The 22,140-nt window shown below is 66.1% G+C and carries 19 protein-coding genes; 3 read left to right on the forward strand and 16 right to left on the reverse strand.

The window, feature by feature from the left end; all coding sequences use genetic code 11:
• Nucleotides 1-72 precede the first annotated feature (72 nt).
• Nucleotides 73-1,605 carry a DUF222 domain-containing protein gene (locus ACIBCN_RS39355; protein WP_396997294.1) on the forward strand — a complete coding sequence of 511 codons (1,533 nt, stop codon included), beginning with the start codon at nucleotides 73-75 and terminating at the stop codon, nucleotides 1,603-1,605.
• On the opposite strand, the gene alc is transcribed toward ACIBCN_RS39355, so the two are convergent.
• The 16 genes from alc to uraD form a co-directional block, all read right to left on the reverse strand.
• A complete protein-coding gene (gene alc, locus ACIBCN_RS39360) occupies nucleotides 1,553-2,581 on the reverse strand; it encodes an allantoicase (RefSeq protein ID WP_396997296.1) in 1,029 nt (342 codons plus the stop codon). The two genes, ACIBCN_RS39355 and alc, sit on opposite strands and share 53 nt — an antisense overlap.
• On the reverse strand, nucleotides 2,574-3,899 hold the full coding sequence (gene allB / locus ACIBCN_RS39365; protein WP_396997298.1) for an allantoinase AllB: 1,326 nt from the start codon (nucleotides 3,897-3,899) through the stop codon (nucleotides 2,574-2,576). Before allB ends, alc begins: the two co-directional genes overlap by 8 nt.
• Nucleotides 3,892-5,073, reverse strand: a complete 1,182-nt coding sequence (locus ACIBCN_RS39370; protein ID WP_396997300.1) for a glycerate kinase — start codon at nucleotides 5,071-5,073, stop codon at nucleotides 3,892-3,894. Before ACIBCN_RS39370 ends, allB begins: the two co-directional genes overlap by 8 nt.
• Entirely contained in the window at nucleotides 5,070-6,875 is a 1,806-nt protein-coding gene (gene gcl / locus ACIBCN_RS39375; RefSeq protein ID WP_396997302.1) for a glyoxylate carboligase, read from the reverse strand. The genes ACIBCN_RS39370 and gcl overlap by 4 nt, the downstream gene beginning before the upstream one ends.
• 151 nt (nucleotides 6,876-7,026) lie before the next feature.
• Nucleotides 7,027-7,902 carry an NAD(P)-dependent oxidoreductase gene (locus ACIBCN_RS39380; protein WP_396997304.1) on the reverse strand — a complete coding sequence of 292 codons (876 nt, stop codon included), beginning with the start codon at nucleotides 7,900-7,902 and terminating at the stop codon, nucleotides 7,027-7,029.
• Between the two features lie 73 nt (nucleotides 7,903-7,975).
• Entirely contained in the window at nucleotides 7,976-8,779 is an 804-nt protein-coding gene (locus ACIBCN_RS39385; protein ID WP_396997305.1) for a hydroxypyruvate isomerase family protein, read from the reverse strand.
• Complete coding sequence (locus ACIBCN_RS39390; RefSeq protein WP_357383995.1) at nucleotides 8,776-9,156, reverse strand: gamma-glutamylcyclotransferase; 381 nt, start codon at nucleotides 9,154-9,156, stop codon at nucleotides 8,776-8,778. The genes ACIBCN_RS39385 and ACIBCN_RS39390 overlap by 4 nt, the downstream gene beginning before the upstream one ends.
• Nucleotides 9,157-9,300: 144 nt before the next feature.
• Nucleotides 9,301-10,368: an XdhC family protein gene (locus ACIBCN_RS39395; RefSeq protein ID WP_396997307.1), complete on the reverse strand. Its 1,068-nt coding sequence runs from the start codon at nucleotides 10,366-10,368 to the stop codon at nucleotides 9,301-9,303.
• A 17-nt stretch (nucleotides 10,369-10,385) separates the two neighbouring features.
• A complete protein-coding gene (locus ACIBCN_RS39400; protein WP_396997309.1) occupies nucleotides 10,386-11,828 on the reverse strand; it encodes an NCS2 family permease in 1,443 nt (480 codons plus the stop codon).
• Between the two features lie 135 nt (nucleotides 11,829-11,963).
• Entirely contained in the window at nucleotides 11,964-14,297 is a 2,334-nt protein-coding gene (locus ACIBCN_RS39405) for a xanthine dehydrogenase family protein molybdopterin-binding subunit (RefSeq protein ID WP_396997311.1), read from the reverse strand.
• A 46-nt stretch (nucleotides 14,298-14,343) separates the two neighbouring features.
• The gene (locus tag ACIBCN_RS39410; protein WP_396997313.1) at nucleotides 14,344-15,690 is read right to left on the reverse strand and encodes an 8-oxoguanine deaminase; all 1,347 of its coding nucleotides are present in this window, start codon (nucleotides 15,688-15,690) and stop codon (nucleotides 14,344-14,346) included.
• Nucleotides 15,687-16,160: a (2Fe-2S)-binding protein gene (locus tag ACIBCN_RS39415; protein ID WP_396997314.1), complete on the reverse strand. Its 474-nt coding sequence runs from the start codon at nucleotides 16,158-16,160 to the stop codon at nucleotides 15,687-15,689. The genes ACIBCN_RS39410 and ACIBCN_RS39415 overlap by 4 nt, the downstream gene beginning before the upstream one ends.
• Complete coding sequence (locus tag ACIBCN_RS39420) at nucleotides 16,160-17,029, reverse strand: FAD binding domain-containing protein (protein WP_396997316.1); 870 nt, start codon at nucleotides 17,027-17,029, stop codon at nucleotides 16,160-16,162. Before ACIBCN_RS39420 ends, ACIBCN_RS39415 begins: the two co-directional genes overlap by 1 nt.
• Before the next feature lie 2 nt (nucleotides 17,030-17,031).
• A complete protein-coding gene (pucL, locus tag ACIBCN_RS39425) occupies nucleotides 17,032-17,907 on the reverse strand; it encodes a factor-independent urate hydroxylase (RefSeq protein ID WP_396997318.1) in 876 nt (291 codons plus the stop codon).
• Nucleotides 17,908-17,910: 3 nt separating this feature from the next.
• On the reverse strand, nucleotides 17,911-18,210 hold the full coding sequence (uraH, locus tag ACIBCN_RS39430) for a hydroxyisourate hydrolase (RefSeq protein WP_396997320.1): 300 nt from the start codon (nucleotides 18,208-18,210) through the stop codon (nucleotides 17,911-17,913).
• Nucleotides 18,207-18,719 (reverse strand): 2-oxo-4-hydroxy-4-carboxy-5-ureidoimidazoline decarboxylase, encoded by a 513-nt coding sequence (gene uraD / locus ACIBCN_RS39435; RefSeq protein ID WP_396997322.1) that lies wholly within the window; start codon nucleotides 18,717-18,719, stop codon nucleotides 18,207-18,209. The genes uraH and uraD overlap by 4 nt, the downstream gene beginning before the upstream one ends.
• 162 nt (nucleotides 18,720-18,881) lie before the next feature.
• Here uraD and ACIBCN_RS39440 point away from each other — a divergent pair, with 162 nt between their 5' ends.
• Nucleotides 18,882-20,387 carry a PucR family transcriptional regulator gene (locus ACIBCN_RS39440; RefSeq protein WP_396997324.1) on the forward strand — a complete coding sequence of 502 codons (1,506 nt, stop codon included), beginning with the start codon at nucleotides 18,882-18,884 and terminating at the stop codon, nucleotides 20,385-20,387.
• Nucleotides 20,388-20,521: 134 nt separating this feature from the next.
• A complete protein-coding gene (locus ACIBCN_RS39445; protein WP_396997326.1) occupies nucleotides 20,522-22,123 on the forward strand; it encodes a hypothetical protein in 1,602 nt (533 codons plus the stop codon).
• Nucleotides 22,124-22,140 lie beyond the last annotated feature (17 nt).

The raw sequence follows: 22,140 nt of genomic DNA on the forward strand, positions 1-22,140 counted from the left end.
TTTTGTGAAAACGTGCAGTTCAGATGCATTTTCTTCTAGATTTTCATGGCCTGTCTCGCTAGGGTCCAGAACATGAGTTCGAGCAGTGAGGTGCCATCGGAGCGGGTCGCCGACCCGCTGCTCACGGCTGCCGATGATCTGCTCGACACCGACTTGATGCCGCTGTCCGATGATCGGCTGCTCGAGTTGATGCGTGATGTGGAAAAAGCCACTCGCATCCTCGCCGCGGTCGGCCACCGGCTGATCAGCGAGGCATCGGAGCGCGGACTGCCGTCGCGCACCGGTGCGGGCACGGTCAAGAAGCTGCTGATGCAAACCTTGCGCCTGTCCCACGCAGACGCGGCGAGCCGGGTCGCCGCCACCCGGGTACTCGGTATGCGCCGCGATCTCACCGGTGCCACTCGCCCACCCGAATTGGCGAACACCGCGGCAGGACAGGCGGAAGGGGAAATCTCACCCGAGCACGCACGTCGAGTGGCCACGGTGATGAACCGCATTCCCGGTGGGATGACAAACCCGGAATATGAAGCCGCCGAACAGGTCCTGGCCGATTTCGCACGAACCGGCTCCCCCGACGACATACCCAAAGTTGGGGAAGCGATCCTGGCCCACCTCGACCCCAACGGCACACTGTCGGACGACACCGACCGCGCCCGCATGCGCGGTATTCGCATCGGGCGGCAACGCGCGGATGGGATGTCGCCCATCACCGGGGACATCACCCCTACCCTGCGCGCACTCCTGGATCCCGTCGTCGCAAAGCTGGGCCGACCTGGCATGAACAACCCCGATGATGCTGAAAGCCCGCGTGGGGACGGTGAATACGTCGACCCCGACGAACTGGCCGCCGCCGCGGCGCGGGACGTGCGCAGTGCCGCCCAACGCACCCACGATGCGATGCAGGCGTTGCTGGAATACTGCGTCGTTCCGGAGAAGTTGGGTTCACACCGAGGGCTGCCGGTTTCGACGATCCTGACCATGAGCGTCGCCGATGTCGAGAAGGCCGCCGGGGTCGCGACTACCGCTTCCGGCGGCACCGTCCCGATGGCCGAAGCGTTGCGATTGGCCGAGCAGGCCCAGCCCTTCCTCGCGGTATTCGACCACGACGGTCTACCACTGCATTTGGGGCGTGCCAAACGGTTGGCTTCCGCCGCACAAAGGTTGGCGTTGATCGCCACCCTGCGCGGCTGCACGCGTCCGGGTTGCGACGCGCCCGCGAGTATGTGCGCCACCCACCATGTGACCGAGTGGAATAGCGGCGGGCCCACCGACATCGACAACGAAACCCTCGCCTGCGATCGCTGCCACGCCATGGTCCACGACGGTCCCGGCGGTTGGAAAACCACTACCCTCGGCCCGGACTCGCCGTATCCGGGCCGCACCGGATGGATCGCCCCACCTCACATCGATCCGACCGCGACGCCGCGGGTCAACCATCGCCACCACCCCCGCGAACTCCTCGACCGAACGCTCGAACACGAGCCTGGCGACCAGACGTTGAAATACGCTTCGGGTCCAACCAAACGCAGGCTCGCGGCGGATCAGCGGCCGTTCACCCGTTGTTCGACAGCCAGCGCGAGTTCAACTCCTGTTCGGCCTCCGTAGTGAGCGAGCCGAGGATTCGCAGGCGGGCGATACCGCCGTCCGGGTAGATGTCGACGCGGACGTGGGTGGTGGCGCGGCCGACCGATGCGAGGCGGAAGCGGTGCGGGGTGTCCGGTTGGAGCGCTGTTCTGGGCAAAAGTTCGAACCAGGCAGGGTCGTCGGTGGGTGGCAGGGGTTCCGGCCCTTGATGATCGATTCCGAGGAGGCGGGTTTCACCGGGCGCGTTGAACAGCAGGTTGGTAGTGTCGAGCTCGATCAGGGTAGGGGTGCCCTGTGCGGCGAGTTCGATGACAGCCCAGTCGTTTCCGCTGTCGCGGCGACGAGCGGTTTCCCAGCCCTCGGCCTGGTTGCGAGCTAAGCCTGGCGAGAGCATGTTGTCGGGGGCCGAGTAGAACATGTTGGAGCAGGCCACGGTGCGGGCCCCGTTTTCGAGCGCGGCGAGATCGACGGTGAGGCCGGTGAGCAAGGTCGGGTCCGGTACCACCTCGCCGTGCACGCGCAAACGGGCGACACCGCCGTCCGGGTAGATGTTCAGGCGGACGTGAGTGAAGATCCGGTCGTCGGAGACCGGCAGTTCGTGTTTCGCGTCGCCACCCAGGGCACTGCGCGGCACGATCTCCACCCATTCGGCCGAATCCAGTTCCGACGGTGACGGATAGCCGGAGGCGCGGCACGCCTCGATCGAAGTGAAGGGTGGGTAGTTGCCCTTGAACCAAGCGGTGTCGATGACGACGCCGCGGATCACGCCGGGCATGCCGAGCCGGATTATGGCCCAGTCGTGACCGGGGCCGCGATGGCGGCGGGTCTCCCAGCCGTCGTACTCCTGTCCCTTGGGGCCGAAGGTGTGCTCGGCGAAGCGGGGTTGCCAAGGGTTGATGAGGTTTTCGCGTTCCTCGAACGACTCGTCGCTGGCGGCGATCACGCCGGCGCGATTGGTACGCAGTGCCAGGTCCGGCAGGTTGATGAAATCAGACATTGTTCCCTATCCGGTTGTGCTGCAAGGAAATAAGGCTGCCTTCGGGCGGGTGCCCGTTGCCGACGACGCGGCCGCGGAGCCAGGTGGCATGGACGAGGCCGCGCAGTTCGCGGCCGCCGTAGGGGGTGATCGGGTTCTTGTGCGCCAGCGCGCCGGGATCGACGGTGATCGGCGCCCACGGGTCGAACGCGACCAGGTCGGCGTCGCAACCGACGGCGATCCGGCCCTTGTGCGACAGACCGGCCAGATCGGCGGGCGCGGCGGCCATCCATCGGACGACGTCGGTCAGCCGAAAGCCGCGCTCGGCCGCCGCTGTCCACACTGCGGGCAAACCGATCTGCAGGGACGAGATGCCACCCCACGCGGTCGCGAAGTCGCCCTCTTTCAAGTCGGGTGTACACGGCGAATGATCGGAGACCACGCACGACAGCACACCATCGGCAAGTCCCTGCCACAGCGCGTCTTGGTTGCCCGCGTCACGGATCGGCGGGCAGCACTTGAACGCGGTGGACGACGCCTCGGCAGCCGAGAGAGTCAGATAGTGCGGGCAGGTCTCCGCGGTGATCCGCACACCACGCGCCTGCGCCGCGGCGAGCGGTTCCAGACAGGCAGCCGCCGAGACGTGCAGGATGTGCGCGCGCACTCCGGTCAGTTCGGCGAGCGCGATAACCTCCTGCACCGCAGCCCTTTCCGACTCCCCCGGACGCGAATCCAGAAACGCGCGATACGACCCGTCCACCGGATCGTGCAGGCGCACCGGATCTTCGGCGTGCACGACGAGCAGTCCGTCGAAACCGGCGAGCTCGCGCATCACCTGCTCCACCTCACCGAGCCCGAGCGGCGGGAATTCATCCACTCCGGACGGCGACAGGAAGCATTTGAAGCCGACCACGCCCGCCTCGTGTAGCGGCCGCAGCGACGCCAGATTGCCGGGAATCGCGCCACCCCAAAAGGCGACATCGACGTGGCACTGCCCGTCCGCTACCGACTGCTTCGTCTCCAGATAGGGCACGGTGACCGTCGGCGGCAGCGAGTTGAGCGGCATATCGACGATCGTCGTCACCCCGCCCGCCGCGGCTGCCTTTGTTGCCGTGGCGAAACCCTCCCATTCGGTGCGCCCCGGCTCGTTGACGTGCACGTGCGAATCCACCAGCCCGGGCAGCACGACGAGGTCGGCCAGATCGGTGGTAGCCGCCGCGGAGAGCACGGCGTCGTACTCCGCCAGCGCGGCGATCTTGCCGTCCTGCACGGCAATCGAGGCCGCACGGATTCCCTCCGGCAGGGCGACCCGCCGAGACCGGATTACCAGATCATGCATGAGCGCTCGCTCCCAGCCAGGCGCCGGCGATCTCACCGGCAAGCCGTTCCAACAGGGGTCCTGCCTCCGCCATACAGACCTCGGGGTCGGGTTCGAGGTCGGTCAACGCATACGCCTGCTCGATGTGGGCGCGACGCAACTGTTCGTCGGTGAGCGAACGCTGCCCGGCCACCGCGACGACCGGCACGGCGGCGCTCGCCGCGGCCCGGGCGACGCCGACAGGTGCCTTGCCGTGCAGGGTCTGCGGGTCGAGCGAGCCCTCGCCGGTGATCACCAGCCGCGCCCCATCGATTTGCTCGGCGAAGGACATCAGTTCCAAGATGATCTCGATACCAGGCCGAACCGTCGCGCCCAGGAAAGCGAGCGCTGCGTAGCCGACCCCGCCCGCGGCACCGGCGCCGGGCCGATCCGCAACATCGGCACCTAGATCACGTTCGACTATCGAAGCCAAACGTGCCAGGCCCCATTCCAATTCGTCGATGTCACCGGCCCGCGCACCCTTCTGCGGGCCGTAAACCTGTGCGGCGCCGCGCGGTCCGAGCAGCGGGTTGTCCACATCGGAGGCCACGATCACCGGCACCTGCAGCATGTCGCTGGCATCAATGCGGGCCAACCTGGTCAGCGCCGCGCCGCCGCGTGGCAGCTCGAGACCGTGCTCGTCGAGGAACCGGACACCGAGCGCGGACATCATGCCGACTCCCCCGTCCGTGCACGCGCTGCCCCCGAGACCAAGCACCACACTGCGCGCTCCGCGTGTGGCGGCCGCACGGATCAGCTCGCCGGTGCCGTAACTGGTTGCGGTCATCGCGGTTTGGAAAGTCGGCCGAACCGGCAGCCGACGCAGGCCGGACGCTTCCGCCAGCTCGATCACCGCCGCCTCGCCCCTCATCGCGAACGAGGCGGCCACCGGTAGCCCCAGTGGACCGGCGACGCTCGTCTGGAAGCGGACGAAGCCCGACTCCACGACGGCGTCGACCGTGCCGTCACCCCCGTCGGCCACCGGCATGGTGACGACGGGGATGTCCGGGCGTACCCGGCGGAGTCCGGTGACGATATGTGCGGCGACCTGAGGCGCGGTCAGCGACCCCTTGAACTTGTCGGGGGCGACGACACAATGTCCATCGCGCCACCCGCCGCGCATATCTCTCGAGAGCGGAGCGTCCGGCCCGCTCACCTGCCGCCTCCGACCGGTTCCGGCTCCGGTTCGATGGCGACGGTGGCGGTGGGCGCGTCCGCGGCGGACAGCGCCAGCTCCTCGAATTCGACAATATTGTCGATCTCCAAGCCCATGGACACATTCGTGACGCGTTCGAGGATGCACTCCACGACCACCGGCACGCGGTGTGCGGCCATCAGTTTCTTGGCGTCTTCCAGTGCGTGGCCGATGTGTTCAGGCTCGAAGACGCGGATCGCCTTGCAGCCCAGCCCTTCCGCGACTTTGACGTGGTCCACACCGTAGCCGCCGATCTCGGGACTATTGATGTTGTCGAAGTCGAGCTGGACGTAGTAGTCCATCGAGAAGTTCCGTTGCGCCTGACGGATCAGGCCCAAGTAGGAGTTGTTCACGAGGACGTGGATGTAGGGGATGTTGAACTGGGCGCCCACGGCCAATTCTTCGATGAGGAACTGGAAGTCGTAGTCGCCGGACAGTGCGACGACCGTGGCGTCAGGGACGGCTGTTGCCACACCCAAGGCGGCAGGCAGGGTCCAGCCGAGCGGTCCGGCTTGGCCTGCGTTGATCCAGTGGCGCGGCTTGTAGACGTGCAGCAGTTGCGACGCCTGGATCTGGGAGAGACCGATGGTGCTGACGTAACGGATGTCGGGTCCGAACGCCTTGTTCATCTCTTCGTAGACGCGCTGCGGTTTGATTGGGACGTTGTCGAAGTGGGTCTTGCGCTGGCCCAGTTGCTTTCGCGCCCGGACCTGCCCAGCCCAATCCGACCGATCGCGGAGTTCACCTGCCGTCGCGAGCTCACGGGCGACGTCGAGGAACACCTGCAGCGCGGCACCGGCGTCGGAGGTGATGCCGAAGTCTGGCGCGAAGACACGTCCGATCTGCGTCGGCTCGATGTCGACGTGCACGAAAGTGCGGTCCTTGGTATAGGTTTCGACCCCGCCGGTATGCCGATTGGCCCACCTATTGCCGATACCCAGCACGAAATCGGATTCGAGCATCGTGGCGTTGCCATAGCGGTGCGAAGTCTGCAAGCCCACCATGCCCGCGTGCAGCTTGTGGTCGTCGGGGATCGTGCCCCAGCCCATCAGGGTCGGCACCACGGGAACCCCGGTCAGCTCAGCGAATTCGACGAGCAGGTCAGCTGCGTCGGCATTCACGATTCCGCCACCGGCGACCAGCAGTGGACGCTCGGCCGCGTTCAGCATCGCGATGGCCTTCACCGCCTGAGCCTTGGTCGCGGCCGGGCGATGCACCTGCAGCGGCTCGTAGGTGTCGATGTCGAACTCTATTTCCGCGAGCTGCACATCGATCGGCAGATCGATCAGCACCGGGCCGGGTCGACCCTCGCGCATCAGCCGAAACGCCTTCTGGAACGTGCCGGGGACCTGTGCGGGTTCAAGGACGGTGACTGCCCACTTGGCGACAGGTGCCGCAATCGAGGCAATATCCACCGCTTGGAAGTCTTCCTTGTGCAACTTGGCCACCGGCGCCTGACCGGTAATACACAGGATCGGAATGGAATCCGCGCTGGCCGAATACAACCCGGTGATCATGTCGGTGCCCGCAGGACCCGAGGTACCGATGCAGATGCCGATATTGCCCGCTGCTGCACGGGTATAACCCTCAGCCATATGCGAGGCAGCCTCGACATGGCGGGCCAGCACATGCTTGATCCCACCATGCGCGCGCATCGCGCTATAGAACGGATTGATCGCCGCCCCAGGCAAACCGAACGCCTGTGTCGCGCCTTCTTTTTCGAGAATCAAGACTGCCGCGTCGACAGTACGCATCCGTGCCATGCTCAACGCTCCTTGTTCTGACGCATGCTGCGAGATTGCATCGCGTGCGGCATTGCACGGTCGGCAGGTTTGTCGCTACGAACCCAGCCGGCGGGCAGCCGAATGCCACATACCTCGTGGTGCGCGAGCGACTGTGTCGCGGCGGGCATCCTCATGCCTCGCCCCGGCCCGACAGCGCCTCGGCAACCAGCAGCATGCCGGAGTGGTCAAGCGAGCCGTAGCCCATTGCCCGCGCCGCGGCAATGAGCTGCGCGGTGAGCGCACCCATAGGGATAGCCACCTCGGCCTCGCGGGCCGCCTGCAGGATGATGCCCATGTCCTTGTGGTGCAGGTCTATCCGGAAGCCGGGCACGAAGTTGCGGGCCAGCATGGTTTCGCGCTTGAGCTCCAGGATTTTGCTGCCCGCGAGCCCGCCTGCCAGCACATCGAGTCCCTTGGCCGCGTCCGCGCCAAGGTTCTCCATCAGCAGGATCGCCTCGGCGACCAGTGCGTAGGTGCCGCCGACGACCAGCTGGTTCGCGGCCTTGACGCATTGGCCCGCACCGCTGCCGCCGACCAGCGCGAAGGTCTTGCCGACCGTCTCGAAGATCGGTGTCGCGGCGTCGAAGTCGGCCTCGGAACCGCCCACCATGATCGACAGGGCCGCGTTGATCGCGCCGTTCTCCCCGCCGCTGACCGGGGCGTCCAGCACCCGAAGGTCGTTCTTCTTGCCCTGCTCGGCGGTCCATTTGGCAGTCTTCGGGGTGATCGTGGAGAAGTCGATGTACAGCGTGCCAGGGACGGTGTTCTGCAGAATGTCGGGGAAGACCTGTTCGATCTGCTCGTCCTGCGGCAGCATCGTGATGACGATGTCTTTGTCCCGGGCTGCCTCGGCGACGCTGGCGGCGGCGGAACCGCCTGCTTTCTCGAGCTTTTCCAGCCCCTTGGGACCGATGTCGTAACCGGTCACCTCGTGTCCGGCCTTCACAAGATGTCCTGCCATCGGGCTACCCATGATCCCGAGGCCGATAAATCCGATCTTGCTCATGACTGCACCTCGTTCACGCTCGGCTCCGTCATTCCCAAGGGCGCTGTGTTCATAATTCGTTCGCTGCGCTCACTCATGACTGCATCCACTTCCAATCAAGCTCGGGGTCTTTGTATTCGAGGCCGATCCAGCCGTCGTAGCCAGCGGCGCTGAGGGTGTCGAAGAGCGTCGCGAAGTCCAGTTCGCCGGTGCCCGGCCGGCCGCGACCAGGATCGTCGGCGATCTGTACGTGGCCGATATGCTGGGCGTAGCTCTTGATCACCTGGATCAGGTTCTCGTCCATGCGGGCCAGGTGGTAGAGGTCGCACAGGAAGCGCACGTTCGGCTCGCCGGTCCGCTCGATGACACGCACGGCATGCTCGGCGCTGACAATCGGATAGTGCGGCGATTCATGCGCATTCAGCGCTTCGACCAGAACGGTGGCGTCGATCCGAGCGGCAGCCCGGGCAGCCAACCTGAGGTTCTCCAGCGCGAGCTCGTCTTGCTTCACCGGGTCTTCACCGGCGATGCGGTTGCCGTAGAGAGCATTCAGCACGCGGCAGCCGGTGCGTTCGGCGATCCCTACGGCCACCTCGATGTTGTCGCGAAACCTGGCGATCTCGCCGGGGACGGAAACCAGGCCACGTCCCACCGGAATCAGATCGACGAAATTCAGGCCGACCAACTGCACACCGGCATCATCGATCGCACGAACAAATGCGTCGATCTCTTTACCCGCCGGTGCGGGGTCTTCGCCGAAAGGCCACCAGAATTCGACCGCGTCGAACCCGGCATCCTTGGCGGCGGCCGGACGTTCCAAAAGGGGCAGGTCAGTGAAAAGTATCGAGCAATTGACGTCGAATTTCGGGAGACCGGACTCCTCTGCGTAATGCTTCACTCAGCTCCTTCGCGATATTTCTTCCAGCTGCCGATACGGGTGATGTCGATCAGCTCCGGGTACGACGTCGGCGGCCGCCGCAGCACCATCGACAGGACCGACCTGCCGTCGTCCAGCTCGATCGCGCCGAGCTCCAGCTCCGGCGGTTCCGCAGGTAGCAGGTGTTCGCGAAGCACATCGAGTGGTACGTCGAACAGTTCGCCCGTGATCGAGTAGCCGCCGTCCGGCGACGGGTCGAGGCCGGGAAAGCGGTCGCCCACCGAGAAGAAGCGGTAGCGCGGAGCGGTTTTCGCTTCACCGGCGAACGGCGCACCGTTCAACAGATGGTTGAGCGGCCCGCCGCGCATGGCGGAACCGTTCAGAAAAATCAACGGCATTATCGGGTCCTTTTGTGTCGAATTTCACCAAGTATGCAGGGCTTACGCATTATCGGGATAGATGAGATCAACCCAAAGCTGATCGTTTGTTCCGAAGCGCATTTTGTATGATGCTCCAGCGTGTGATGCTCCAGCCGAATGCCTTCACCAGGTCGGAACCAAGTCCCGATGGATAGGTCCGTCGCTGGAAGTGAGTGGTTGTGTCGAGCCGCCGCGGCGCATCGCGACGATCTCGGCGGCGATGGCGACTGCGGTTTCCTCGGCGGTACGCCCGCCGAGATCGAGCCCGATGGGCGAACGCAGCACCGCCAGTTCAGGTTCCGAGAGACCAACGGCGCGCAGGCCGGCCATCCGCTCATCGTGGGTGCGGCGCGAGCCCATCGCGCCGACATAGGCGACCGGCAGACGTAATGCCTTCGCCAATAAGGGGATATCGAACTTCGCATCGTGGGTCAGCACGCACAGCACGGTTCGCGTGTCGACCGCGGTGCGGGCCAGGTAGCGGTCAGGCCACTCGACGACGATCTCGTGGGCGTCGGGGAATCGCGCCTTGGTCGCGAAGACCGGACGGGCGTCGCAGACGGTGACGTGATAGCCGAGAAACCGGCCGATTCGCGTCACCGCTGCCGCGAAATCTATTGCGCCGAACACGATCATGCGTGGCGGCGGTACGTACGATTCCACGAAAACTGTGACCTCGCGGTCGCCGCAGCCGATCACCCGCACGCCGGTGGCGGCCACCTCGAGCATGGCCCTGGCTTCGGCCATCACGACGGGATCAAAGGTCGCCCCCAGCGTCCACCACGGCCCCAAAGTCATTGCGGCCCCGGTGCTCAAATCCCGGACGAGCGCCACCGGCTCGGACGAGCGGAGCAGCGCCTCGATCGTGTCGTGCTCGGCGGGGCTGATCGGCTGGACGAATACCGCGATCTTGCCCCCGCAGGTCAGTCCGACGGCGAAGGCATCGTCGTCGCTGTAGCCGAAGGTTTCGCGTACCGGCTGCCCGGTACGCAGTGCCTCGCGACAGAGCTCGTACACCGCCCCCTCGACGCAGCCGCCGGAAATACTTCCGATGGCAACGCCTTCGGTGTCCACCGCCAGCGCGGCGCCCGGTGGCCGCGGCGCGCTGCCGCTGACGCCGATAACGGTGGCGACGGCGTAAGACTTGCCCGCCGTGTGCCATTGCAGGAGTTCTGCCGCGAGGTCACGCACTGTTCTTCTCCGCCGTTCTATCCGCCGAGCAGTAGTTCGATCGCCGTGATGCCGAAGTAGCCGGCGAATACGACGCCGACAACCCACATCAGCCAGTGGATTTCACTGAATTTGCCGCGCGCCGCCTTGATCACCACGAAAGCGATGACGCCCGCACCGACACCGTTGGTTATCGAGTAGGTGAACGGCATCAGCACGATCGTGAGGAAGGCGGGAACCGCGACTTCCAGGTCGGCCCAGTCGATCTTGCGGGCCTGGGTCATCATCAGCGCACCGACCAGCACGAGTGCCGGTGCGGCCGCTTGGATCGGCACCACGGCGGCGAGCGGGGTGAACAGCACTGCAAGACAGAACAATCCACCGGTCATCATGCTGGCCAGTCCGGTACGCGCGCCCTCACCGACGCCCGTCGCGGATTCGACGTACACGGTGTTGCCCGCGCCGCCGCTGATGCCGCCGATCACCTGTGCGACACCGTCGATGGTCAGCACCTTGCCGAGACCGGGCATGGTGCCGCGCTCGTCGAGCAGTCCTGCCTCGTCACACACCCCGAACACGGTGCCCATGGCGTCGAAGAAGCCGGTGAGCACCAGGGTGAACAGCACGACGCCCGCGACGAGCCCACCCGCCCTGGCGAATCCGCCGATCAGGTCGATATTCAGCAGCAACCCGAAGTCCGGTGCGGCGAAGAAACCCTTCGGCGTCTCCGGAACCACCGGCCCCCACGTCTTCGGATCGATCTTCGCCAGCGAGTTGACCGCGATGGCGAGCACCGTCGCGATGGCGATGCTGATCAGGATGGCGCCGGGCACCTTGCGGATGAACAGCGCGAGCATGAGCAGCAGTCCGACGGCGAATATCACTACGGGCCAACCGGAAAGGTGACCGGCGACGCCGAGCGTGACCGGTGGTCCGGTCTGCGAACCATGGCCGACCACCCCTGCGGACACCAGGCCGATCATTGCGATGAACATGCCGATCCCGACGCCGATGGCATTCTTCAGCGACAGCGGGATAGCGTTGATGATCATCGTTCGCAGGCCGGTAGCGGCCAGGATCACGATGATCACGCCCATCAGCACCACCAGGCCCATGGTCTGGGGCCAGGTCATGTGCGGAGCCGCCTGGAAGGCGACTACCGGAACGACACCGAGGCCGGCGGCCAGGGCGAGCGGAACGTTGCCGACGAGACCCATCAGAATGGTGCTGAGCCCGGCCGAGAACGCGGTCGCGGTGGTGAGTTGTGCGATGCTCAGGCTGTTGCCGTCGATATCCTGTACCCCGCCGATGATCAGCGGGACGAGCAGGATAACGTAGGCCATCGCTACGAAAGTGGTGATACCGCCGCGTATTTCGCGGGAGACGGTGGTCTTGCGTGCACTCAACCGGAAATATCGGTCGAGTGGGGACCTTCCGGTGACCGGCTCCGGGACGGAGGAGTGGGTCTGGACTTGGGTCATGGCGTTGCCCTCCTCGGGGCATGGCCGACCTACGAACCGGCCATTGTGGCCGGGTCGCGTGGTTCGGTTCTGCTGTTGTGGGGTCTGTGCTGTGTCGTGGAGACGTGTGGGAACACGAGGCACAACCCCTGTTGATCAACTGCTCCGGATGATGTCTTCCGGACGCACCGGCACTCGGTTGATGTGCACGGTTCCTCCTGCGGATCGGCATGCGTCCCGAATGGCCGAGACGATCGCGGGAGTCGAGGAGAGCGTGGGTGGCTCTCCGGCGCCGCGCAGCCCGTATGGGGCGTGCGGGTCGGCGTTTTCGAGAATCTCCAGCCGCTGTGGCGGCGTATCGAGAATCGTGGGTATCAGATAGTCGGTGAAGGACGGGTTGAGCACCTTTCCGTCGCGGACTTGAATTTCTTCCATGACCGCGAGGCCGAGACCCTGGGTGGAGCCGCCGTGGATCTGGCCCTCCAGCGACAAGCGGTTCATGATCTTTCCTACGTCCTGGACGGCGTCCAGGGAGACGACCTTGACCAGGCCGAGTTCGGTGTCGACATCCACCACGGCCCGATGAACGCATAGGGCGAGCTGGGTGTGGCTGTTGCCCTGGCCGGTCACCGGATCCATGCCGGTGGTCGGCTTGTGATGGTATTCCCTTGTCTCCTCAATGATTTCGTCACCGAGCAGGTCGACGATCGCGGCATAGACCTCGCCGTCGTGCGAGACCACCTTGCCGCCGACCAGTTGGAGGCCGCGGGTTGCGCCGATACGTCCTTGGGCGAGGGCGAGTACGCGCATCCGTATCGCCTCGCACGCGGCTTTCACCGCACCGCCGGTCATGAAGGTCTGCCGGGACGCCGAGGAGGAACCGGCGCTGCCGACCTGGTTGTCTGCCGGGTGGATGGTGACCCGCTCGATGCCGAGTTCGGTGCGCGCGATCTGCGCCTCGACGGTGACCAGTCCCTGGCCGACCTCGGCCGCGGCGGTGTGCACCAGCGCGACAGGTTCGCCGCCGATGACTTCCAGCCGCACGCGGGCGGTCGAGTAGTCGTCGAAGCCTTCGGAGAAGCAGATGTTCTTGATGCCGACGCCGTAGCCGATGCCGCGCACGACGCCCTCGCCGTGCGTGGTTTGCGAGACGCCGCCGGGCAGGTTCCGGATGTCGGTGGCGTCCAGCGATGCGGGCAACGGCATGTCGCGGGCCTGACCGAGCATCTGGGCCATCGGCATCGGCGCGTGCACGATCTGTCCGGTGGCCAGCTTCGATCCCTGCGAGACCGCGTTGACCTGACGGACGTGGACCGGGTCGAGGTCGAGCACCTCGGCGACCTTGTCCATCATCGACTCGTGCGCGAAACAGGCCTGCACCGCGCCGAATCCGCGCATCGCACCGCAGGGCGGGTTGTTGGTGTACACCCCGTACGCGTCGATCTTGATGTGCGGAATCTCGTACGGGCCCACCGCGAGTGACGACGCGTTGCCGGTGACATTGAGCGTGGCCGAGGTGTAGGCGCCGCCGTCGAGCACGATCTGCACCTCGGCGAAGACGATCTTCCCGGCCCGGGTCACGCCGTACTCGTAGCGCATCTTCGCCGGATGCCGGTGCACGTGCCCGAAGAAGGACTCCTCGCGGTTGTAGATCATCTTGATCGGCTTGCCGGTGTACAGCGCGAGCATGCCCGCGTGGATCTGCATCGACAGGTCCTCTCGGCCGCCGAACGCGCCGCCGACGCCCGCCAGGGTCATCCGGATCTTGTCCTCGGACAGGCCGAGGCAGGGTCCGATCTGTTCGAGGTCGTTGTGCATCCATTGGGTGGCGACGTAGAAGTCGAGCCCGCCGTCCTCGCCCGGCGCCACCAGGCCCGCCTCGGGGCCGAGGAACGCCTGGTCCTGGATGCCGACCTCGTAGTCGCCGGTCACCACCGCATCAGACAGTGCACGGCCGACCGCGATATCGCCGACCCGGACGGGTTGGTGCCTGGCGATGCCGCCACGCTCCTGCACCTTGTTGGCTTCGGGGTCGGCGATCACCGCGAGCGGGTCGGTGATGGGCGTCAACACCTCCCATTCGATGGCGATCACCTCGATCGCGCGGCGTGCGATCTCGGGGTGGTCCGCGGCGACGAGCGCGATCGGCTCACCGTGGTGGCGGACCTCGCCGATGGCCAGGACCGGCTGGTCCCAGGTCATGTCGAGGCCGAAGACGTTGCGGCCCGGCACGTCCTCGTGGGTGAGCACCGCGTGCACGCCGGGCAGCGCGAGCGCCTGGCTGATGTCGATGCTGACAATGCGGGCGCGCGGATGCGGGCTGCGCAGCGTAGCGCCCCACAGCATTCCGTCCATCCACAGGTCGGAGGCATAGGCGAACTCGCCCTTGACCTTCAGGTTGCCGTCCGGGCGCAGCGGGCTTTCGCCGATGCCGCCCTTGCCCGGTGCGGCGACCTCACCCGGAAATCGCGTGGTGCGTGCGGTGGTCATCACTTCTCCTCTCGCCGGTGGGAGTTGGCACAGCTGCGCGACGCGCTCATGCCTGCCCCCGCATGAGACGTAAGCGAGCCGCGGCGCCCGCCCGGCCGACCGCGTCGTGCGCGACTGTGCGCAGTTCGTCGTTCTCGACAACCGTGCGACCGCCGACAATCAGCCTGGCCAGTGGCGGCGTCGGCCCGAAAACCAGCGCGCACACCGGGTCTTCCACCGCAGCCCGGAATCCGTCCACCCGCCACATCGCGATATCCGCGAGCTTGCCGACCTCCAGGCTGCCGATTTCCTGCTGGCGGCCGAGATTGTGTGCACCGCCGAGGGTTCCGATCTGCAGCGCCTGACGGGCGGTGAGTGCGGTGGGTCCGTGCACAGCCCGCTGGAACATCATGGCCTGGCGCATCTCCCCCGCCATGGAGGTCAACTCGCTCGACGCCGCGCCGTCGACACCGAGACCGACCGGCGCACCGGCCCGCAAAAGCTCGGAGACGCGGGCGATTCCGGCACCGAGGCGAGCGTTAGAACTCGGGCAGTGCGCCGAGCCGGTGCCGGTTTCGGCGAAGCGGCGGATGTCGGCGTCGTGCAGGTGCACAGCGTGCGCGAACCAGACGTCCTCGCCGAGCCAGCCGAGCTTCTCCATGTATTCGACCGGGGTGCAACCCATCTGCTCGCGGCAGTGCTCTTCCTCGTCGAGCGTCTCGGCGAGATGGGTGTGCAGCCGGACGTTCTTGGTGCGTGCCAGCAGCGCGGCGTCGGTCATCAGGCCCTCGCTCACCGAGAACGGCGAGCAGGGTGCGACGGCCACCCGCAGCATCGAGTCGAACGACGGATCGTGGTACTTGTCAATGGTTTCCGAGGTGTTCAGCAGGATCTCGTCGCGATCCTCGACCACCTCGTCCGGCGGCAGGCCACCGTCGGACTGGCCGCGGTCCATCGAGCCGCGGCACGGATGGAACCGGATGCCGAGCTCGTGCGCGGCCCGTACCTCGGCGTCGAACAGGTCGCCGCGGCCCTTCGGGAAGACGTAGTGATGATCGCTGCTGGTGGTGCAGCCGGTCAGTGCGAGCCAGCCCAATCCCGCTGCGGCCGCGCCATATACGACGTCGGCATCCATGCCCGCCCAGAGCCGGTAGAGCCCGGTCAGCCATTCGAACAGCGTCGAGTCCTGGAACAGGCCTTGGCTCGCCCACTGATAGAGATGATGGTGGGTGTTCACCAGACCTGGGGTGACCAGGCAACCGGTGCCGTCGATGCGTTGCGCGTCGGGCACGATAGGTGCTGGCCCCGCGCCGAGGGATTCGATCCTGCCGTTCGCGATCACCAGGTAGCCTGCGGTGATCTCCGGGCCGACCACCGGCGCGATGTAGGCGTTTTCGATGATCGTCTTGGTCATTGCGCCGTCGCCTTCCGCTGGGCCGCGAGCCGCACGGCGTCGAGGATCTTTTCGTATCCGGTGCAGCGGCAGAGGTTTCCGGCCAGCGCCTCGCGGATCTCCACATCGGAAGGATCGGGGTTGTGCTCGATCAGGTCATGCGCTTGCACGATGAGACCCGGTGTGCAGAAACCACACTGGACCGCGCCCGCTTCGACGAACGCCTGCTGCATCGGATCCAGCTTCGTGCCCTGCGCCAGACCTTCGACGGTCCGTACCGAGCACCCCTCGGCCTGACCGGCCGCCACCAGGCAGGAGCACACCGGCGTGCCGTTCAAATAGACCGTGCAGGAACCACATTCACCTTGCTCGCAGGCGTTCTTGGAGCCGGGCAGGCCCATCCGCTCGCGCAGCATGTAGAGCAGGCTCTCGCCCTCCCACACATCGTCGACGGTCTCCGTGGAGCCGTTCACGTCGAAGGTCACCCGCATCAGGCTGCCTTCCTTTCTGCTAGGTAGTCCGTCCATGCCCAGCCCAGGGTGCGGCGCGCCAGCACCGACAGGGCGTGTTTGCGGTAATCCGCGGTGCCACGGACGTCATCGATCGGCTTGGCGGCGGCCGAGACGAGCGCGCCGAATTCGCGCAGCACCCGATCGGTGAGCGGCGCCGGGTCGTGCCACGGCAGCTGGGCGGCCAAGAATTCCTCGGCGGGCTGAGCGCGCAGTGGCGTCGGGCCGGACGAGCCGATGCCGGTGCGCGCCGTTCCGTTGCTCGGGTACAGCGCGATGGCAAACGAACACACCGCGATCACCATGGCGTTGCGGGTGCCGACCTTCGAAAAGTACTGCGGACCTTCGGCAGGCGGCAGCCAGACCGCGCTGATCAGCTCGTCGGCCTCGAGTGCGTTCTTGCGCACCCAGATGTAGAAATCGTCGATCGGAATCATCCTGGTGCCGCGGGCCGCCGACGCGACCTCGACCACCGCGTTGCCCGCGAGCAGCGCCGGATGCGCGTCGCCCGCCGGGGAGGCACCCCCGAGGTTGCCGCCGACGGTGCCACGGTTACGGATCTGCGGCGAACCGACCGTGCGGGAGGCCTGGGCCAGGCCGGGCAGCTGCCCGCCGAGCCGGTTGATGATCCGGACGTACGGCACGCCGGAGCCGATGCGGATCTTGCCGTCGATCTCCTGGTAGTCGAACAGCTCTCGGCACGGGTTCAGGTCGAGCAGGGCGCTCGGGCGGCCCTTGTCGAAGTTGAGTTCGACCATCATGTCGGTGCCGCCCTGAATGGGGGTGGCGTCCGGGCGGGCTGCCTTGATTTCCAGGGCGTCCGCCCACGAGGTGGGTCGTAGAAAATCCATTGTCACTCCCACGCAGGCCCGGCGGCGGGCGCGTCCTCGCGCAGCACGGTGCCTTCGATCAGGCCGTATGGGCGGTCGGCGGCGTAGAACACCTCGTTGTCGTTCTCCAGTCCGAAGGCGGACAGGTCGACGACGAAATGGTGCTTGTTGGGCAGCGACAACCGGACCTCACCGACCTCCGGGCAGGTGTTGAGCACGCGCTCGCCCATCGCGTACAGGGTCTGCTGCAGCGAGTAACTGTAGGTTTCGGCGAACGCCTCCAGCAGCGCGCGCTTGGCCTCGCGGTAGGTCTTGTCCCAGTCGCTCGGCTCGCCGACGAAGCGCCACTCCGCGTTGACCTCGGTAGCGAGGACGCGGTCGTACGCTTCCTTCAGCGTCGTGTACTTGTCCTTCAGGTAGCCGTGGAACTCCGAACCGGTGGAGTTCAGCACCACCAGGCCCGCCAAACCCGCAACAACACAAGCGTTTTCGCCGTCGTAGTGCACTCGCGCGGTGCGAACCTCCTGGCCGGAGCGAACGAACGAGTGCTGGTCGGTGCTCGCGTCGAGCACGATGCGCTCCCAGGCGTATTCCTCGACGCTCACCCGCGCGTGATGGATGGTGGGCTGCGAATCGACGAAATGCCGGGCCAGCAGCACACCGAACGCCTCGGGCGAGGTGATGCCGTGCTCCTTGGCAAACGCGAAGACGGTGTTCTTCTGCGTGTCGGTGGTCAGCACCGCGCCGTTGTCGCCGGTGAGGTGCACGTCATCCATGTCTCCGGAGAGGGCGACGCCGACATTGAGGTCCCGGATCTCGTGCACGCCACCGTTTTTCGTCACACTGACGACGTGGGTCTCCGCTTTGCCATATCGGTTCGGTCCGAGCTTGATCGACATTGTTCAGCTACCTCGATAGGTGGAGTAGGAATACGGACTGAGCAGCAGCGGCACGTGATAGTGCGCGACCGGGTCGGCGACGGTGAAGTCGATGGCGACCGAGGGGTAGAAGGGGCTGATCTCGCCGGTGTCGAAAGTCAGCCGGTGCGTGCCGGATTCGGGCGCGGGCAGGTCTTTGATGCGGCCGTCGTCGTCGGTGTGTCGCTCGGCGAGCACGGTGCCGTCGGCCCGCGACAGCTGCACCCGCAGCCCCGCGGCGGGGCGGCCGGTGACCGCGTTCAGCACGTGGGTGGACAGACTCACCTGTCCCCCAGCAGCTTTCGCACGCGCAGGCGGGTGATGTCGGCGAGTTCGCTCTGTACCTTGATGCGTTCGTCGAGCCCCGTATTGGCCAGCCGCTTGCGCAGCTCGGTGAGCATCTCCTCGGCGCTGCGGCCGGTCGCGCGGATCAGGAAGACGTGGCCGAATTGTTCCTCGTAGGCCAGGTTGCCTGCGGCGAGCTCGGCACGCACCGCGGCATCGGCGGTCGCGGCACCGGACTGTTCGCCGCGCGACCACGCCGCCTCCCGCTCGGACAGCTCCGCCTTGGCCCGGTCGCCGATGCGCGGATGCGCCGACAGCGCCTCCGCCACCTCCGGCCAACTCAGCTCGCACACCGCGGCAACGGCGGCGGCGGTGGCGCTCGCGGCATCGGGGTAGGGCCGGGAGGCCGCCACCTTCTGCGCCCACTGCCTGGACGCGCAGCAGCTCAGCAGTTCCTGCTCGGCCTGGTCCGGAGGCAATGCGTTGAGCCATCCGATGTCGCCTGCCATCTGACCTCCTGTCGGGGTTCGCCAATCTGTTCCGCAAGTACACCCGCAGAGGAACACCGCAGCTAGAAACGAGAAATCTGAACTGTGCGACAGTTCACACCCAACTCTTTGTGCGAATGTCCAAGGGCGTTCACCAGGGGTGCGACTGTTAGCCTTCGCACCGTGCGCCTTCGATCACTGCTGACCATGGCGGACCTGGGGCTCGAGCTCGTCACCGGCGAGGAAGAGCTGGACCGGTTCGTGCGTTGGGTGGTGACCACGGACATGCTCGATCCTGGTCGCTACCTGTCCGGAGGCGAGCTTGTGCTTACCGGCATGCAGTGGCGGCATGACCCCGCCGACAGCGAGGTGTTCGTCCGAGCGCTGGCTCAGGCGGGGGTGGCCGGGATGGCCGCCGGTGACGCCAGGTACGGGGGTGCGCCGCCCGATGTGGTCGAGGCCTGCCGCAAACACCGGATTCCGCTGTTTCGGGTCCCGGAGAATGTCGCGTTCGCCCAGGTCACCGAGCAGATCACCCGCAACCTGTCGACCGGGCGTGCGGCGGATCTGACGGCGATCCTGGACCGGCACCGTCAGCTCGTCTCGGGTGCCGGACTCGGTTCGGTACTCGAACTCATCGAACGCGACCTCGGCATGCGATGTTGGGTGGTGTCGTCGACCGGACGGGCGGTGGCCGGGCCCGGCACGCCACCACCGGTCGAGGTGACCACCGCGTTTCTCAGTGCCCGTCGGCTGCCGGTCGCGTTTCTGCACGAGGGCAGCCGGTTTTCCCTGTTCGCGGTGGATGAGCATCGGACATCGCGGGCCGCGGACTGGTTCCTCGTCTTCGAGGGCGACTACACCGAATGGCCAGAGGAACGGCGCGCGCTGGCCGGCGAGCTCGCGGCCGTCGTCTCGCTGGAACGCGCGCGGCAAGACGACCGGCAGAGCGCCGAGGGTCGGCTCGCGCAGGAACTCATCGAGTTGATCGTGTCCGACGCCAAACCGACCGAGATCATCTCGCGGTTGGAACTCACCGGTCTCGGACCCGCGGAGACCTACATTGCCGTCGCGTCCGCCGCCGATGACACCCTGCGCCCCGGCGAGTTGCGCGTGCTGCTGCGCGAAATCCTTTTCGGCAGAAGGCCTGCCGCCGGCGTGGTGGACGGCGAGGCTATCGCGCTGATTCCGGCAGGCCCGGACACTCCGGTGATCGACGAAATCAACCGTGCGGTAAACGCTTTGGAACCTGGACTGCGCGGCAGTCGACTATCGGTCGGTGTCAGCGGTGTGGTCGACGGCGAGGGCCTGCGCGGCGCGGTTGAAGAAGCCCGCTACGCCCGCCGGATGGCCGCGGGCCGACTGCAACCCGCCAGCGTCGTCGGCCACGACGAACTCGCCACCCACATGCTGCTGCTCGCCTCGGTCCCCGACGAGGTCCGCCGCATGTTCCGCCTGCGCCTGCTCGATCCGCTCACCACCTACGACCAGGACAATCGTGCCGATCTGGTGCACACTCTGGAAACCTTCCTCGAGGTCTCCGGCTCCTGGACCAAGTGCGCCGATCTGCTGCACGTCCACGTCAACACCCTGCGGTACCGTATCCAGCGCATCGAAGAACTCACCGCCCGCGACCTGTCCCGCCTCGAAGACCGAGTCGACTTCTTCCTCGCTCTGGCCCTGCGCTGACCCATCTGCGGAACTGTCGCCCGAACGACCGACAGCGCTGGCAAGGGCTGGGCGCGACAATAACGGAGATGCGCCGGTAGCTGGGCAAATGGCCAGTGCTCGAGGCGCGTCGGTTCGCGATCGAGGTATGCGCAATGGCCGAGGAACGGTGGTCTTTCCCTTCGACACCGGTGCTGGTGATCGCGGCGGTCGCGCTGGCTGCTTCGGGCTGCGGCGGTGGACCTGATCTGCGTTCGTCGACGGTGTCCGCTACGCCTACCTCCCAGGTGGCGAGCGGATCGGTCAACGCCTCCGGTGTGACCGTCAGCGGGAAGGTCGGCTCGATCGGTGTCACCGCCACCGCGCCGACCGGTGTCGCCGATGTCGGTACGCACCTGATCATGTCGGCGGCGCCGCCTTCCGCAAAGGCGTTCGGCGTCGAGGTCGGTGCGGCACCACCGGTCGAGTTCGTGCTCGGCAACGGCGCGCAGCCGGGCAAACCGGTCACCTTGAAGTTCGATCTGTCGGGCAGCCCAGACCTTTACAGCAAGTTCACCGATTCGGTCCGTCCGGTGATCGCGGTCGAGCAGGGTGGCGACAAGTCGAAACCCGATCTGCTGCTGTCGAATTGGGACACGGCGTCGAAGACGCTGACCACCACCACCGATCATCTCAGTAACTTCCAGGTCAAGCTCGTCGACGTGGGGGCCGCCCTCGATCGGGCCGCCAGGCAAACCTGGCAGACGGTGGCAGGCAGTCTCGATTCGCCGTGTAAAGGCAAGAGCGACATCACCGTCGGCACGAACAAACTCACCTTGGTTCCCAGCAAACCGGGCGTGGTCGGCGCGTGCCTGCGCGACACCGGCGCCGGCATAGCCGTCGACCTCACCTCGAACTCTGCCCAGTACTACCGGGTTGCCGCCACTCCGGCCGGGAAGTTCACCAATACCCAGCCCTTGCCGGGCGCCGAACAGCTCGCGGTTGCCCTGCACGACTCCTTCGATCACCGATCCGGCTTGCTGACTCCGAAAAGCACAGGCACGCTGCTCTTTCCGCCTGGAACAGCGTCGGCACAGGTGCACCTCGACGTCGATCCCGCTGCGCTGCAACTGGAAACGATCCTCGCCGGTCTCGACATGCTCGGCGCCGACGGCGACGCGCTGGTCGCGGCGTTTCAGACCAGCAAGGCGGGCTACGACTGCCTTGTCGCGCTGTATCAAAGCTGGACCACCCCGAACAAGTCCGACACCGCCGGATTCACCAAGGCGCTCGGCGATTTGGCCCAATGCGGGCTCACCGGCGCCGAGGCCGCCGTCGGCAACCAAGACGCGCACCGAGTGCTGCACCGGATGAGCGTCGCCGTCTCCCTCTTCACGACCCTGCCCAGCCAGCTGCTTGCCAATATCACCGGAATCATCGGGGAATTCACGGGTGATAACTACCTCGAGTTCACCTTGGCACTCGAAATCAGCGGATCATGGTCCGGCACATGGACGACGAGCGATGGCCGAACGTATCCGGCAACTCTTCAGGTGTCGCAGGATGCGCCGGTAAAGGCGAAGATGGACATCCCTGGTCGCGCTTGCGGCGCGAACTGGTCTGAGGCCAAGCGCAATTCGACTCTCGTCTACGTAGACGCCGCCGTCACCTACGGATCGTGCGCGAACAACACCTGGGTACTGACGATTACCGGAACATCGATCGCCGGCGACGACACCAGCTCCGACGGAACGCATGTCGACTTTCATCGAAATTGACGCGCGCTTTCGAACAC

The organism is Nocardia sp. NPDC051052 (assembly GCF_044456045.1).
Taxonomy (GTDB): Bacteria; Actinomycetota; Actinomycetes; order Mycobacteriales; family Mycobacteriaceae; genus Nocardia.

Bases quoted from the DNA above. Each gene is read 5' to 3' on its own strand.
- ACIBCN_RS39355 (WP_396997294.1), top strand. From the start codon at position 73: ATGAGTTCGAGCAGTGAGGTGCCATCGGAGCGGGTCGCCGACCCGCTG.
- alc (WP_396997296.1), bottom strand. From the start codon at position 2,581: ATGTCTGATTTCATCAACCTGCCGGACCTGGCACTGCGTACCAATCGC.
- allB (WP_396997298.1), bottom strand. From the start codon at position 3,899: ATGCATGATCTGGTAATCCGGTCTCGGCGGGTCGCCCTGCCGGAGGGA.
- gcl (WP_396997302.1), bottom strand. From the start codon at position 6,875: ATGGCACGGATGCGTACTGTCGACGCGGCAGTCTTGATTCTCGAAAAA.
- ACIBCN_RS39380 (WP_396997304.1), bottom strand. From the start codon at position 7,902: ATGAGCAAGATCGGATTTATCGGCCTCGGGATCATGGGTAGCCCGATG.
- ACIBCN_RS39390 (WP_357383995.1), bottom strand. From the start codon at position 9,156: ATGCCGTTGATTTTTCTGAACGGTTCCGCCATGCGCGGCGGGCCGCTC.
- ACIBCN_RS39400 (WP_396997309.1), bottom strand. From the start codon at position 11,828: ATGACCCAAGTCCAGACCCACTCCTCCGTCCCGGAGCCGGTCACCGGA.
- ACIBCN_RS39405 (WP_396997311.1), bottom strand. From the start codon at position 14,297: ATGACCACCGCACGCACCACGCGATTTCCGGGTGAGGTCGCCGCACCG.
- ACIBCN_RS39410 (WP_396997313.1), bottom strand. From the start codon at position 15,690: ATGACCAAGACGATCATCGAAAACGCCTACATCGCGCCGGTGGTCGGC.
- ACIBCN_RS39415 (WP_396997314.1), bottom strand. From the start codon at position 16,160: ATGCGGGTGACCTTCGACGTGAACGGCTCCACGGAGACCGTCGACGAT.
- ACIBCN_RS39420 (WP_396997316.1), bottom strand. From the start codon at position 17,029: ATGGATTTTCTACGACCCACCTCGTGGGCGGACGCCCTGGAAATCAAG.
- pucL (WP_396997318.1), bottom strand. From the start codon at position 17,907: ATGTCGATCAAGCTCGGACCGAACCGATATGGCAAAGCGGAGACCCAC.
- uraD (WP_396997322.1), bottom strand. From the start codon at position 18,719: ATGGCAGGCGACATCGGATGGCTCAACGCATTGCCTCCGGACCAGGCC.
- ACIBCN_RS39445 (WP_396997326.1), top strand. From the start codon at position 20,522: ATGGCCGAGGAACGGTGGTCTTTCCCTTCGACACCGGTGCTGGTGATC.